The organism is Micromonospora sp. DT43, assembly GCF_049841645.1.
Classification (GTDB): Bacteria; Actinomycetota; Actinomycetes; order Mycobacteriales; family Micromonosporaceae; genus Micromonospora.
The window spans coordinates 604,845-616,434 of the sequence record NZ_JBNCKR010000001.1; the positions used below are offsets into that span (position 1 = coordinate 604,845).

11 protein-coding genes and 1 pseudogene are annotated in these 11,590 nt (G+C 74.5%); 9 read left to right on the forward strand and 3 right to left on the reverse strand.

Going from position 1 to position 11,590, the window contains the following annotated elements; translation table 11 throughout:
- Positions 1–541: 541 nt before the first annotated feature.
- The 4 genes and pseudogenes from ACLQ26_RS02840 to ACLQ26_RS02855 form a co-directional block, all read left to right on the forward strand.
- A pseudogene (locus ACLQ26_RS02840) lies at positions 542–865 on the forward strand (phosphoribosyl-AMP cyclohydrolase); the annotation flags it as partial.
- Between the two features lie 180 nt (positions 866–1,045).
- Positions 1,046–1,474, forward strand: coding sequence for a phosphoribosyl-AMP cyclohydrolase (gene hisI, locus ACLQ26_RS02845; RefSeq protein ID WP_425743135.1), 429 nt, complete (start codon positions 1,046–1,048; stop codon positions 1,472–1,474).
- The gene (locus ACLQ26_RS02850; protein ID WP_425742954.1) at positions 1,471–3,024 is read left to right on the forward strand and encodes an anthranilate synthase component I; all 1,554 of its coding nucleotides are present in this window, start codon (positions 1,471–1,473) and stop codon (positions 3,022–3,024) included. The genes hisI and ACLQ26_RS02850 overlap by 4 nt, the downstream gene beginning before the upstream one ends.
- Positions 3,021–3,608 carry a Trp biosynthesis-associated membrane protein gene (locus ACLQ26_RS02855; protein ID WP_425742955.1) on the forward strand — a complete coding sequence of 196 codons (588 nt, stop codon included), beginning with the start codon at positions 3,021–3,023 and terminating at the stop codon, positions 3,606–3,608. Before ACLQ26_RS02850 ends, ACLQ26_RS02855 begins: the two co-directional genes overlap by 4 nt.
- Here the strand turns inward: ACLQ26_RS02855 and ACLQ26_RS02860 are convergent.
- On the reverse strand, positions 3,593–3,862 hold the full coding sequence (locus tag ACLQ26_RS02860) for a hypothetical protein (RefSeq protein WP_363688696.1): 270 nt from the start codon (positions 3,860–3,862) through the stop codon (positions 3,593–3,595). The two genes, ACLQ26_RS02855 and ACLQ26_RS02860, sit on opposite strands and share 16 nt — an antisense overlap.
- Before the next feature lie 488 nt (positions 3,863–4,350).
- Between ACLQ26_RS02860 and trpC the strand changes: the two genes are divergently transcribed.
- The 3 genes from trpC to trpA are packed head-to-tail and all read left to right on the forward strand — an operon-like array spanning position 4,351 to position 7,235.
- Positions 4,351–5,154 carry an indole-3-glycerol phosphate synthase TrpC gene (gene trpC / locus ACLQ26_RS02865; RefSeq protein ID WP_039906616.1) on the forward strand — a complete coding sequence of 268 codons (804 nt, stop codon included), beginning with the start codon at positions 4,351–4,353 and terminating at the stop codon, positions 5,152–5,154.
- 37 nt (positions 5,155–5,191) lie between these two features.
- Entirely contained in the window at positions 5,192–6,430 is a 1,239-nt protein-coding gene (gene trpB / locus ACLQ26_RS02870) for a tryptophan synthase subunit beta (RefSeq protein WP_425742956.1), read from the forward strand.
- 1 nt (position 6,431) lies between these two features.
- Positions 6,432–7,235 carry a tryptophan synthase subunit alpha gene (trpA, locus tag ACLQ26_RS02875; RefSeq protein WP_425742957.1) on the forward strand — a complete coding sequence of 268 codons (804 nt, stop codon included), beginning with the start codon at positions 6,432–6,434 and terminating at the stop codon, positions 7,233–7,235.
- 293 nt (positions 7,236–7,528) lie between these two features.
- On the opposite strand, the gene ACLQ26_RS02880 is transcribed toward trpA, so the two are convergent.
- Positions 7,529–8,197: an NUDIX hydrolase gene (locus ACLQ26_RS02880; RefSeq protein WP_425742958.1), complete on the reverse strand. Its 669-nt coding sequence runs from the start codon at positions 8,195–8,197 to the stop codon at positions 7,529–7,531.
- Positions 8,198–8,298: 101 nt separating this feature from the next.
- Between ACLQ26_RS02880 and lgt the strand changes: the two genes are divergently transcribed.
- Together lgt and ACLQ26_RS02890 are read left to right on the forward strand one after the other, a co-directional pair.
- Positions 8,299–9,534 carry a prolipoprotein diacylglyceryl transferase gene (lgt, locus tag ACLQ26_RS02885; RefSeq protein ID WP_425742959.1) on the forward strand — a complete coding sequence of 412 codons (1,236 nt, stop codon included), beginning with the start codon at positions 8,299–8,301 and terminating at the stop codon, positions 9,532–9,534.
- A 15-nt stretch (positions 9,535–9,549) separates the two neighbouring features.
- Entirely contained in the window at positions 9,550–10,737 is a 1,188-nt protein-coding gene (locus tag ACLQ26_RS02890) for an FAD-dependent monooxygenase (protein ID WP_007462913.1), read from the forward strand.
- Between the two features lie 13 nt (positions 10,738–10,750).
- On the opposite strand, the gene ACLQ26_RS02895 is transcribed toward ACLQ26_RS02890, so the two are convergent.
- On the reverse strand, positions 10,751–11,587 hold the full coding sequence (locus ACLQ26_RS02895) for a GNAT family N-acetyltransferase (protein WP_425743136.1): 837 nt from the start codon (positions 11,585–11,587) through the stop codon (positions 10,751–10,753).
- Between the last annotated feature and the right edge of the window lie 3 nt (positions 11,588–11,590).

Below are 11,590 nucleotides of genomic sequence, written 5' to 3' on the forward strand. Positions count from 1 at the left end.
AAACTCATCATCTGTTGAACTCAACGCTAGATGAGATAACGCCGTACGCGCAACGGCCCACCTCCCCGCCGGTGCCCGCCGTCGCGCCCAGCGGCAGAACGGGCAGTAGGCTCCGGACCGGACAGCAGGTCCGGCAACGGGCATTGCGTACCGATCGGACGTACGGCACGATGGCGCCGTGGGTCACGCTCCGTTACCGCACAGCGGGTTTCTCGAGGACTGGGCCGCGCGGTTGCGGGACGCCGCCGACCGGCCGGTCGTCGGCATCCTGCTGCGCGGCAGTCACGCCCGACGGGCCGCCACCGCGCACAGCGACGTCGACCTCGACGTGCTTGTCGGCGGCTCCCCGTACGCTGCCCGCCGCGCATACCTGGCCGAGACGGCCGGCCGGGTCACCCACGTCTCGGTGGCCGCGCGCGACGTCCGCTCCTGGGTGCGCCGGCTCGGGAAACCGGCCGACTGGGCGTTCGGGCTGCCGGTCACCGCGCCGGCCCGGCTGCTCTGGGCCGACCCGCACTGGCGGCCCCGGATCGACCTGCCGGTGCTCTGCCAGCCCGCCGAGCCACCCCGGCTGGAGGAGCTGATCGCCATGCTCGGCAAGGCCGCCGCCGCCCGGACCGCGGCCGACCGCTACGGGGTCCGGCTCGCCGTCGCGGACCTCGCCCGACTCTGCCCGTCGGTGCTGCGCCCGGCGAACCCGTCGGTACGGGTGTCCTCCCGTCGGGCGGCGTTCGCGGCCGCCCTGGAGCTCCCGGTCGCCCCGGCCGGCTACCGGGAGGACATGCTGCTCTGCCTCGGGCTGCGTCCCGGCGGCACCGGGCAGCTCTGGGCCGCCGCCGTACGGCTGGTCGCCGGGACCCTGCCGTTGATCCGCCCGTACGCCGCGGAGATCGCCAAGGCGGGCGGCGCCGACCTGGCCGAGGCCCTGGTCGACGGCCGGCTGGACCGGTACGTGGCCCAACTCGCCCGGCCCGTGCCCCACCCGCCGACCCCTCGGCGGGAGCCGTCGCCGGTGCCCGCCCCGCGTGCGGGACAATGGGCAACTGTGCCCGTACCTGACGCGCCGGTGACCGGCGTCCCCAGCGAACCGAGCGACCCGGCGGCGTCGACGCCGGTTCGTCCGTCCCGGCTCGACCCGGCCATCGCGGCCCGGCTGCGCCGCAGCGCCGACGGCCTGGTCGCCGCCGTGGTGCGCGCGCACGACTCCGGCGAGGTGCTGATGGTCGCGTGGATGGACGACGAGGCGCTGCACCGCACCCTCACCACCGGTCGGGCCACCTACTGGTCGCGCAGCCGTCGGGAGTACTGGGTCAAGGGCGCCACCTCCGGGCACCACCAGTACGTGCGCTCGGTCGCGCTGGACTGCGACGGCGACGCGCTGCTGGTAAGCGTCGACCAGGTCGGCGCGGCGTGCCACACCGGGCACCGGACCTGCTTCTACACCGAGCTGCCCGTGACGAGGACCGACGCATGACCGACGGCGCGGTGAGCCCCGACCTGACCACGTTCACCGACGTGGCTGCCCGCTGGCGCGTCGTGCCTGTCACCCGACGCCTGCTGGCCGACGCCGAGACCCCGGTCGGTGTCTACCGCAAGCTCGCCGGCGGGCCCGGCACGTTCCTGCTCGAATCGGCCGAACAGGGTGTCGGCTCGGCGGGCACTGCCTGGTCGCGGTACTCGTTCATCGGCGTCCGCAGCAGCGCCACCCTCGTCGAGCGGGACGGGGTGGCGACCTGGCTCGGTCAGCCACCGGCCGGGCTGCCCACCGACGGTGACCCGGTGCGGGTGCTGCGGGACACCGTCGCGGCGCTCGCCGGCCCGCTCGGTGACCCGTCCGATGGTCTGCCCCCGTTGACCGGGGGCATGGTCGGCTACCTCGGCTACGACCTCGTCCGCCGCTTCGAGCGGCTGCCCGAGCTGACCGAGAACGACCTGGGCGTACCGGAGTTGGGCATGATGCTCGCCACCGACCTGGTGGTGCTCGACCACTACGACGGCTCGGCGATCCTGGTCGCCAACGCGGTGCTGCCGCCGCTGGACACCCCGGGCCGCGCCGCGCAGGTCACCGCCGCGTACCACCACGCGGTGGGCCGCCTCGACGCGATGACCACCGCGCTGTCCCGGCCCATCCCGCCGATGATCTCCACGGTGGACCGTCCGCCGGCCGGCGAGGTCCTCTGTCGTACGCCCGAGGGTGGTTACCTGAAGGCGGTGGAGGCCGCCAAGGAGGCGATCCGGGCGGGCGAGTGCTTCCAGATCGTGCTGTCCCAGCGCTTCGAGCGGACGACGCACGCCGACCCGCTGGACGTCTACCGGGTGCTGCGCACCAGCAACCCCAGCCCGTACATGTACCTGCTGCGGTTCGACGGGTTCGACATCGTCGGCTCGTCGCCGGAGGCGCACCTGAAGGTCACCGCGGACGTCGACGGACGGCGCCGGGCGCTGCTGCACCCGATCGCGGGCACCCGGCCGCGCGGCGCCACCGCGGCCGCCGACGCCGGGCTCGCCGCCGAGCTGCTCGCCGACCCCAAGGAGCGCTCCGAGCACGTGATGCTCGTCGACCTGGGCCGCAACGACCTGGGCCGGGTGTGTGAGCCGGGCAGCGTCCAGGTGCCCGAGTTCGCGACCATCGAGCGGTACAGCCACGTCATGCACATCGTCTCCACAGTGACCGGCACGCTGCGTGACGACCGCTCGGCGTTCGACGCGCTCGCCGCGACCTTTCCGGCGGGCACACTCTCCGGTGCGCCCAAGGTGCGGGCCATGGAGATCATCGAGGAGTTGGAGCCGGTTCGCCGCGGCCTCTACGGCGGCACCGTCGGCTACTTCGGGTTCGGCGGCGATCTGGACATGGCGATCGCCATCCGGACCGCGCTGATCCGCGACGGACGCGCCTACGTGCAGGCCGGCGCCGGCGTGGTCGCCGACTCCGACCCGGCCGCCGAGGAGCAGGAGACGCGCGACAAGGCCGCCGCCGTGCTGGCCGCGATCGCGGCCGCCGAAACGCTGAGGCCCGCCCGATGAGCGGGGGCGTGGGTGGTCGGCGTCAGCTGACGTACGCCATGTTGTTCTGCCTGGCCGGCGCGGGCCTGGCGCTGTGGGCGGCGACCAGGGGCTGGTCGGTCGAGGTGACCGCGCGTCCGGCGCCGTTGCCGCCGGTGCGCGAGGCCCGCAGCGGGGCCGCCCTGCTGCCGTGGCTGCCGGCGCTGGCGCTTGTCACGCTGGCCGGCGGTGGTGCGGTGCTGGCCACCCGGGGTCGGGTGCGGCGGGTGCTGGGCGTGCTGCTGGGCGCTCTGGGCGTGGCGGTGGCGGCGGGTGGCGGGTACGGGTTGGTAGCCGATCTCGGCGGCGTGGTGAGCCGGCAGTGGCCGGCGCTCTGCCTGCTCGGCGGTCTGCTCGCCGCCGTGGGCGGCGGGTGGACGGCGCTGCGGGGCGGCGGGTGGCCGGCGATGGGCGCCCGCTACGAGCGGCCGACGCGGACCGTCACGGAGAGTGGCCCCACGACTGTCGCCCCGCCGGGCCGGATGGTCGGGCGGCGGACCACCGAGGCGTGGGACGCGTTGGACCGGGGCGAGGATCCGACAGCGGGCGATCAGCCGACCGGCTGACGTTCCCGCTGCCGGCGGGCGGAGGCGGCGCGGGCGGCGGCCAGCTCGGCCACCAGGCGGTCCAGTTCGGCGCGCTGGTCGGCCCGGGCACGGTCGGCGCAGACCGCCTCCCAGGCGTTGCCGCGCGCCGTGCGCACCCGGCCCTCGCCGACGACGGCCCGCTCCAGGGTGTGCACCACGCCGACGGCCAGCGACGCCACGGTCCGTGAGATGGTGGTCAGTCCGATGCTCGGGTTCGACTCGGCAATGCTCATGGGTCACCCCGCACGAGGAGTTGGCGGACGGTCGGGCAGGCGCGTCATCGAGTCTGCCCGAGGACGATGCTGGCCGGCTGACGTTTCGCCGGGGTGACCGCCCGGTCAACTGTCCCGCCATGCCCGCGACCTGGGACCGGCCGTTCGGCCTTGAGCTTGCTCACAGCATCGACAAGTGTCGTTGTCGTCGGGCGGCGAGGCGGAACCAGTGGCATGATCGATGGGTCGGCCCGGTTCGACCGGGGCCGCCGGGCTCCCGTCGTGTGACGGCGGTCGATGCCGGAGGTGGCGCTGCGTGACATCCCGTTCACGGCAAGTCGGCCATTATGCCGCAGCCCTTTTCGTGAGCAGCGCCATACCCCCGGCTCCCGGCGTCGGTCGGCTGCCCCTAGCATCGGCCCATGACACCCGGAGAGGGGAGTCCGTTGGTGACTGCTGAGCATGCGCACGCGGAGGGGGACGAAGCCGGTCAGGCGGCGTCCGTAAGCGTGCTCGACGAGATCCTGGCTGGCGTGCGCGAGGACGTCGCCCGACGCCAGGAGCAGGTTCCGTTGGAACGGATCCGTGAGCTGGCCGCGGCGGCGCCGCCGCCGCTGGACGCGTACGCGGCGTTGCGTAAGCCAGGCGTCGCGGTCATCGCCGAGGTCAAGCGCTCCTCGCCGTCCAAGGGCCGGCTGGCCGAGATCGCCGATCCGGCCGATCTCGCCGTCGACTACGCGGCGGGCGGGGCGCGGGCCATCAGCGTGCTGACCGAGGGGCGCTGGTTCGGCGGGTCGCTGGACGACCTGGCCGCCGTGCGGGCCGCGGTCACCGTGCCGGTGCTGCGCAAGGACTTCGTGGTCTCCAGCTACCAGGTGCACGAGGCGCGCGCGCACGGCGCCGACCTGGTCCTGCTGATCGTGGCGGCCCTCGAGCAGAACGTGCTGATGGGCCTGCTGGAGCGGATCGAGTCGCTGGGCATGACCGCGCTGGTCGAGGTCCACGACGAGGAGGAGGCCGACCGGGCCCTGGAGGCCGGCGCGCAGGTGATCGGGGTCAACGCCCGTGACCTGCGTACCCTTCAGGTGGATCGGTCGGTGTTCGAGCGGATCGCGCCGGGGCTGCCCAGCAGCGTCGTCAAGATCGCCGAGTCCGGCGTCCGCGGGCCGCACGACCTGATCCGGTACGCCTCCGCGGGCGCGGACGCGGTTCTCGTCGGCGAGGGCCTGGTCACCCAGAAGAGCCCACGCGAGGCGGTGGCCGAACTGGTCAACGCCGGCAACCACCCGGCGACGCCCCGGCCGGTGCGCTGACCCGCGCCGGTGTGACGCCCCACCGAGAGGATTTCCGATGAGCGCCGATGCGCTGGCCCCGGTGGCCGGCTCGCAGCCCGACTCCGCCGGCCACTTCGGCCGCTTCGGCGGTCGTTTCGTGCCCGAGGCCCTGGTGGCCGCGCTGGACGAGCTCGACGGGGCGTGGCGTACGGCGATCGCGGACGAGTCCTTCCGGGCCGAGTTCGGCGCGCTGCTGCGCGACTACGCGGGCACGCCGTCGCTGCTCTACGAGGCCCGGCGGTTCTCCGCCAAGGTCGGCGCGCGGGTGCTGCTCAAGCGTGAGGACCTCAACCACACAGGCGCCCACAAGGTGCGCAACGTGCTCGGCCAGGCACTGCTCACCAAGCGGATGGGCAAGACCCGGGTCATCGCCGAGACCGGGGCGGGGCAGCACGGCGTCGCCACCGCGACCGCCGCCGCCCTGTTCGACCTGGAGTGCGTGGTCTACATGGGCGAGGTCGACACCGAGCGGCAGGCGCTCAACGTGGCCCGGATGCGGATGCTCGGCGCCACCGTCGTCCCGGTCACCGCCGGTTCGCGCACCCTCAAGGACGCGATGAACGAGGCGATGCGCGACTGGGTGGCGAACGTCGACGAGACCCACTACCTGATCGGCACCGCCGCCGGGCCGCACCCGTTCCCGGCGATGGTCCGGGACTTCGTCCGGGGCATCGGCGACGAGGCCCGCCAGCAGTGCCTCGACCTGACCGGCGCGCTGCCGGACGCGGTCACCGCCTGCGTCGGCGGCGGTTCCAACGCGCTGGGCATCTTCCACGCCTTCGTCCCCGACGAGGACGTGCGCCTCTACGGCTTCGAGGCCGGCGGCGACGGGGTGGCCACCAGTCGGCACGCCGCGAGCATCACCGGAGGCTCGGCGGGCGTGCTGCACGGCGCTCGCACGTACGTGCTGCAGGACGCCGACGGGCAGACGCTGGAGTCGCACTCGATCTCCGCGGGCCTGGACTACCCGGGCGTCGGGCCCGAGCACGCCTGGCTGCACGACACCGGCCGCGCCAACTACCTGCCCGTCACCGACGCCGAGGCGATGGCCGCGTTCGAACTGCTCTGCCGCACCGAGGGGATCATCCCGGCGATCGAGAGCGCGCACGCCCTCGCCGGCACCGTCACGCTCGCTCCGAAGCTGGCCGCCGAACTGGGTCGGGAGCCCACCATCGTGGTCAACCTCTCGGGGCGGGGCGACAAGGACGTGCACACCGCCGGGGACTACTTCGGCATCCTCGACAAGGAGCACTGAGATGAGCCGCATCGGGGTGGCCTTCGACAAGGCCCGGGCCGACGGGCGGGCCGTGCTGGTCGGCTGCATGCCGGCCGGTTTCCCGACCGTCGAGGGCAGCATCGCGGCCATGACGGCGATGGTCGAGGCAGGCGTCGACGTCATCGAGGTGGAGATCCCGTACTCCGATCCGGTGATGGACGGCCCGGTCATCCAGAAGGCCAGCGACATCGCGCTGGCCGGCGGCGTCCGCACGGCCGACACGCTGCGCATCATCGAGGCGGTCGCGGCGACCGGGGCGCCGGTCGTCACGATGACCTACTGGAACCCCATCGAGCGGTACGGCGTGGACGTGTTCGCCCGCGACCTCGCCGCCGCCGGCGGAACCGGCCTGATCACGCCGGACCTCATCCCCGACGAGGCGGCCGAGTGGCTGGCCGCCTCGGACGCGCACGGCCTGGACCGCACCTTCCTGGTGTCGCCGTCGTCCACCGACGCCCGGGTGGCGATGACGGTGGACAACTGCCGGGGCTTCGTCTACGCCACTGCCGTGATGGGGGTGACCGGCGCCCGCACGAGTACCTCCGACGCCGCCCCCACGCTGGTCTCGCGGGTTCGCGCGGTCACCGACCTTCCCGTCGGCGTCGGCCTGGGCGTGGGCACCGGCGCGCAGGCCAGCACGGTCGCCGGGTACGCCGACGGGGTGATCGTCGGCAGCGCGCTCGTCCGGTGCGTGCTCGACGCCTCCTCGGAGGCCGAAGGGCTGGCCGCGCTGCGCACCCTGAGCGCCGAACTCGCCGAGGGCGTCCGCAACCCCGCCCGCTGAGCCATCTCGCGGGCTTCCTCCACTGGTGGGTCCTGGTGGGCTGTTAGGCCCCGCTCGGGAGCCCGCCGGCAGGTGGGCCGGCCGGCTCAACGCATGGCTTGAGCGCCGGGAGCGCCATTCCCTCAGGAGCGGTATACCTCTGAGTCATATTTATGACTCACAGGTATACCGCTCTCCAGCGGAAGTGGTCTGCCGGGCCCGGCGCGCCCACGACTCCGCCCGGCAGATGCGTCTGCGGCGCAAGAGGCAAGCGCAGCAGGGGGCCAACGCGATGCCGGCGGGCAACGTATAGGTCAGGGCAAGAGGGAGGGATCTGCGGGCGCCTCGCCGCGCTGCTCCGGCGGCTGACCGGCTCCCAGTCGCCCATCGCGATCCCCAGCCTGTCGGCCTTCGCCGGTCGGGGGGCCTTCGCCGGTCGGGGGGCCTTCGCCGGTCGGGGGACCTTCGCCGGTCGGGTGGCCCTTCCCGGTCGAGCCGGTCGCGGCCGGTGGCGCGGCGTCGGCGGGGTCGGGTGAGCGGGGGACGGTCCGCAGGACGCCGGAGCGGCCGGCGAGCGTGTCGGTGACGGCCGCCCGGGTCAGCGGAGTGACGGCCTCGGGCAGCGCGCCCGGGGCGTGCCAGGACAGCCGGCAGCCCGGCGGCGGGTCGGCGCTCGGTCGCCCCTCGGCGACACGGGCGCGGAACACGTGCACCAGGATGTCCGGCAGCGGCCCGGCCCGCCCGGCGAGCGCAGGCGTGGTCGCACCGTCGAGGTGGTAGACGCCGACCAGGTCGACCAGGTCGATCTCCCAGCCGGTCTCGGCGGGGATGTCGCGCAGCGCCGCCCGCACCGGGCTCTCCGCGGCACGCAGCCGGCCGCCGGGCAACGCGTACCGGCGCTGGCCCCGGCCCTGGCGGCAGAGCAGCACCCGACCCGCGTCGTCGGTGACGACCGCGGCGACCGCCCAGGTGAGCGCGCTCATGGACAAAGAGCGTACGGCGGCGCAAACCAGAAGTCATCGGGATCCGCGCACGGCGGCCCGGGGTGCCGCAGCGGGGGTGCGCAGCGGTAGCGTGTGCACCCGTGACCATCGCCTCGCTGTCCCCCCAGGCGGCCCTGCCCAGTCCCAGCACCGCCGTCTGGCAGCTCGGGCCGTTCCCGCTGCGGGCGTACGCGCTGTGCATCATCGTCGGCATCGTGGTGGCCTGCTGGGTGACCGAGCGCCGCCTGCGTCAGCGCGGCGTCGCTCCGGGCGCGGTGCTCGACATCGCCGTCTGGGCGGTGCCGGCCGGCATCATCGGCGCCCGGATCTACCACGTGATCACCTCCCCGGAGAAGTACTTCGGTGCCGGTGGCGAACCGCTGAAGGCGTTCTACATCTGGGAGGGCGGTCTCGGCATCTGGGGTGCCGTCGCCGGTGGCGCGATCGGCGCGTGGATCGCGGCCCGGCAGCTCGGCATCCCGTTCGGCGTGGTGGCCGACGCGCTCGCGCCGGGGTTGCCGCTTGCCCAGGCGATCGGCCGGTTCGGCAACTGGTTCAACAACGAGCTGTTCGGTGGCCGCACGACGCTGCCGTGGGGTCTGCAGATCCACCGGATGGATCCGGACAACCCGGGGCACACGCTGCGGGACGACGCCGGCAAGCCGATCCTCGAACCCGGCCTCTACCACCCGACGTTCCTCTACGAGGCGCTGTGGAACCTCGGCGTCGTCGCACTGGTCCTCATCCTGGACCGGCGGCTGCGGCTCGGGCGGGGCCGGGCGTTCGCGCTGTACGTGATGGGCTACACCGCCGGCCGGTTCTGGATCGAGCTGATGCGCACCGACGAGGCGAACCAGATCTTCGGCGTACGCCTCAATGTCTGGACCGCGGCCCTGGTCTTCCTCGGCGCGTTGGTCTACTTCGTGCGGGTCCGCGGCCCCCGTGAGTACCTGATCCCGATCGGCGTGGCGGCCACCCCCACGCCGCCGACCACGTCCGACCTGTCCCAGGTCGACATCTCCGAACGCGCGACAAGCGCCCGCGCCGCCGCCCCGGAGGGTTACCGGGTGGTCAGCGAGGAGCAGTACGACACCTGGCGGGACACCGGCGTGGCGCCTCCGGAGCCGGCCGACGAGGTACGCCCTCAGGGAGCCGAGCCGCTCGACGACGAACCGACCGGCGACGAGGCGGCCACCGACGAGGCAGCCGGCGACGAGGCGGCCACCGACGAGGCGACCAGTTACCGCGCCCACGAGCCGGTGGACGGCACGCGGGAGGCGCGCGACGACGACCGGGCCGACGCCGCCGGCGTGCGGCCCGCCGACCGGGACAGCTGAGCGGGGGCGACACCGATGCGAAGCGCGGTGGTGGTCGGCGCCGGGGTCGGTGGCCTCGCGGTCGCCGGCGCGCTGGCCCGCTCCGGTTGGCAGGTCACCCTGCTGGACCGCGCCGAGCGGGTCCGCCCCGAGCCGACCGCTGTGGTGCTCTGGCCCAACGGTGTCCGCGCGTTGCAGGCCCTCGGCCTCGGTGCCGGTCTGGCCGCCATCGCCACCCCGCTGCCCGACGGTGGGGTCCGCCGTCCGGACGGGCACTGGCTGGTGCAACCCCGGCCGACGCCTGCCGACCGGATGCCTGTGGTGGTGCACCGGGAGGATCTGCACGACGCGTTGATCGCCGGCCTCGGTGACCGGGTCGAGCTGCGTACCGGGGTGACCGTGCGCCACGTCCGCGTCGAGCCGGGCGAACGCCCCGGGGTGAACGACGGGCGGCACACCATCGAGGCCGACCTGGTGGTCGCCGCGGACGGCACGGACAGTGTCATCCGTCGTCAACTGGCCCCCGAGTCCGGCGTGGTCAGCTCCGGCTGCGCGGCGTGGCGGGCCGTCATCCCCTGGTACCGGGCGCCCCGACTGCCCGCCGACCAGCCGATCGCCGGCGAGGTGCTCGGCGCGGGCTACCGGTTCGTGGCCGCCTCGCTTGGTGAGCGTGGCTCGTCGGGTGGTTCCAGTCGGGGTGGCATCTACTGGGTGGCCACCGCCGCCGGCGCTCCCCGTCCAGAGCCGCCGGAGACCCAGCTCGCCCTCCTGCGCCGCTGGTACGCCGGCTGGCCGGCGCCGATCGCCGCGCTGCTCGACGCCACCGACCCGAGCGACCTCGTGCAGCAGGAGGTCCGTGAGCTGCGCCCGCTGCCCCGCGCCTACGGCTTCGGCGTCGGGCCGGGCGGGGTGGTGTTGCTCGGCGACGCGGCGCACGCCATGCCGCCGCACCTCGGTCAGGGCGCGTGCCTCGCCTTCGAGGACGCCGCCACGCTCGCCTCACTGCTGCGCGAGGCCCGCCTGCCGGACGCCGTGCAGACGTACGACCGGGTGCGCCGTCCCCGGGCCGCGACAGTGGTCCGGCAGACCCGGCGCATGTCGGCGGTGCTCCAGACCCGGGGCCGGTTGGCGCTGCGCGCCCGCGACGCCGCGCTCGGCACCATCAACTCGCGGCTGCTCTCCAGCGCCGCCGCCTCGGCGGCCCAGTGGCGTCCGCCGGCCTGACCGGGCCCGAGGCTCAGGGAATCAGGGCGGCGGGCTCGGCGATGCACGCGGTGCCGATGCGGCGGAAGCCGACGCGCAGATAGACCCGGGCGATCTCCTCGCTGCCCGCGGAGAGGAAGACGAGGCCGGTGCCGGCGGCGAGCAGTTCGCGGGCGAGGGTGGCGGTCAGCGCGGCACCCATGCCGCGACGTCGGGCGGCCGGCAGGGTGGCCACCCCGGCGATCTCCGCCACGTCGTCCACCCGCATCGCCATGCCGCTGGCCAGCGCGCCCTCGGTGGGCGTCCCGGCCAGCGCGGAGATCCGCCTGCCGTCGGCGATCCGGGCCCGCTCCTCGTCCAGCGCGGCGAGCTCCAACTCGGTGACCGCCGCGTCCCGTTCGGCCGGGCCGGCCGAGCCGGGCGCGGTGCCGGCGGCGCCGAACGCCACGGCCGCCACCGCCCGCCGGGCAGCCACGTCCGCGGCGAGGTCCGGCGCGTCGGCCGCCAGCACCCGCACCGGTACGTCGGAAAGCGTCGCCGGGTCGGGCAGCGCGGCCGGGTCGAGGACCATCAGCGGGGCCTCCAGCACGTTCAGCCCCGCCGAGCGGGCCGCCGCCAGCAGCTCGGGGGTCGTCTCGTGCACCCACTCGAAGGCCTCCGGCAGGCCCAGCTCCCGCTGACGCTCCCGCACCGAGCTCACGTCGGCAAGTGACGGCGCCTCGGTGGCGCCGATACGGGGTCGGGCGTAGAACGGCCAGCCGACGCCCTCGCGGACGAACAGCACCAGCCCGCCATGCTCCTCGACACCGGCGACGTCGCGGGGCACCGCGTCGTAGAAACGTTCCAACCGGTCGAAGATGTCCTTGTGCACCGA

Excerpts from the sequence above, each read along its gene's own strand:
- trpA (WP_425742957.1), top strand. The coding sequence starts at position 6,432 with ATGAGCCGCATCGGGGTGGCCTTCGACAAGGCCCGGGCCGACGGGCGG.
- ACLQ26_RS02880 (WP_425742958.1), bottom strand. The coding sequence starts at position 8,197 with ATGAGCGCGCTCACCTGGGCGGTCGCCGCGGTCGTCACCGACGACGCG.
- ACLQ26_RS02855 (WP_425742955.1), top strand. The coding sequence starts at position 3,021 with ATGAGCGGGGGCGTGGGTGGTCGGCGTCAGCTGACGTACGCCATGTTG.
- trpB (WP_425742956.1), top strand. The coding sequence starts at position 5,192 with ATGAGCGCCGATGCGCTGGCCCCGGTGGCCGGCTCGCAGCCCGACTCC.
- ACLQ26_RS02860 (WP_363688696.1), bottom strand. The coding sequence starts at position 3,862 with ATGAGCATTGCCGAGTCGAACCCGAGCATCGGACTGACCACCATCTCA.
- ACLQ26_RS02850 (WP_425742954.1), top strand. The coding sequence starts at position 1,471 with ATGACCGACGGCGCGGTGAGCCCCGACCTGACCACGTTCACCGACGTG.
- ACLQ26_RS02890 (WP_007462913.1), top strand. The coding sequence starts at position 9,550 with ATGCGAAGCGCGGTGGTGGTCGGCGCCGGGGTCGGTGGCCTCGCGGTC.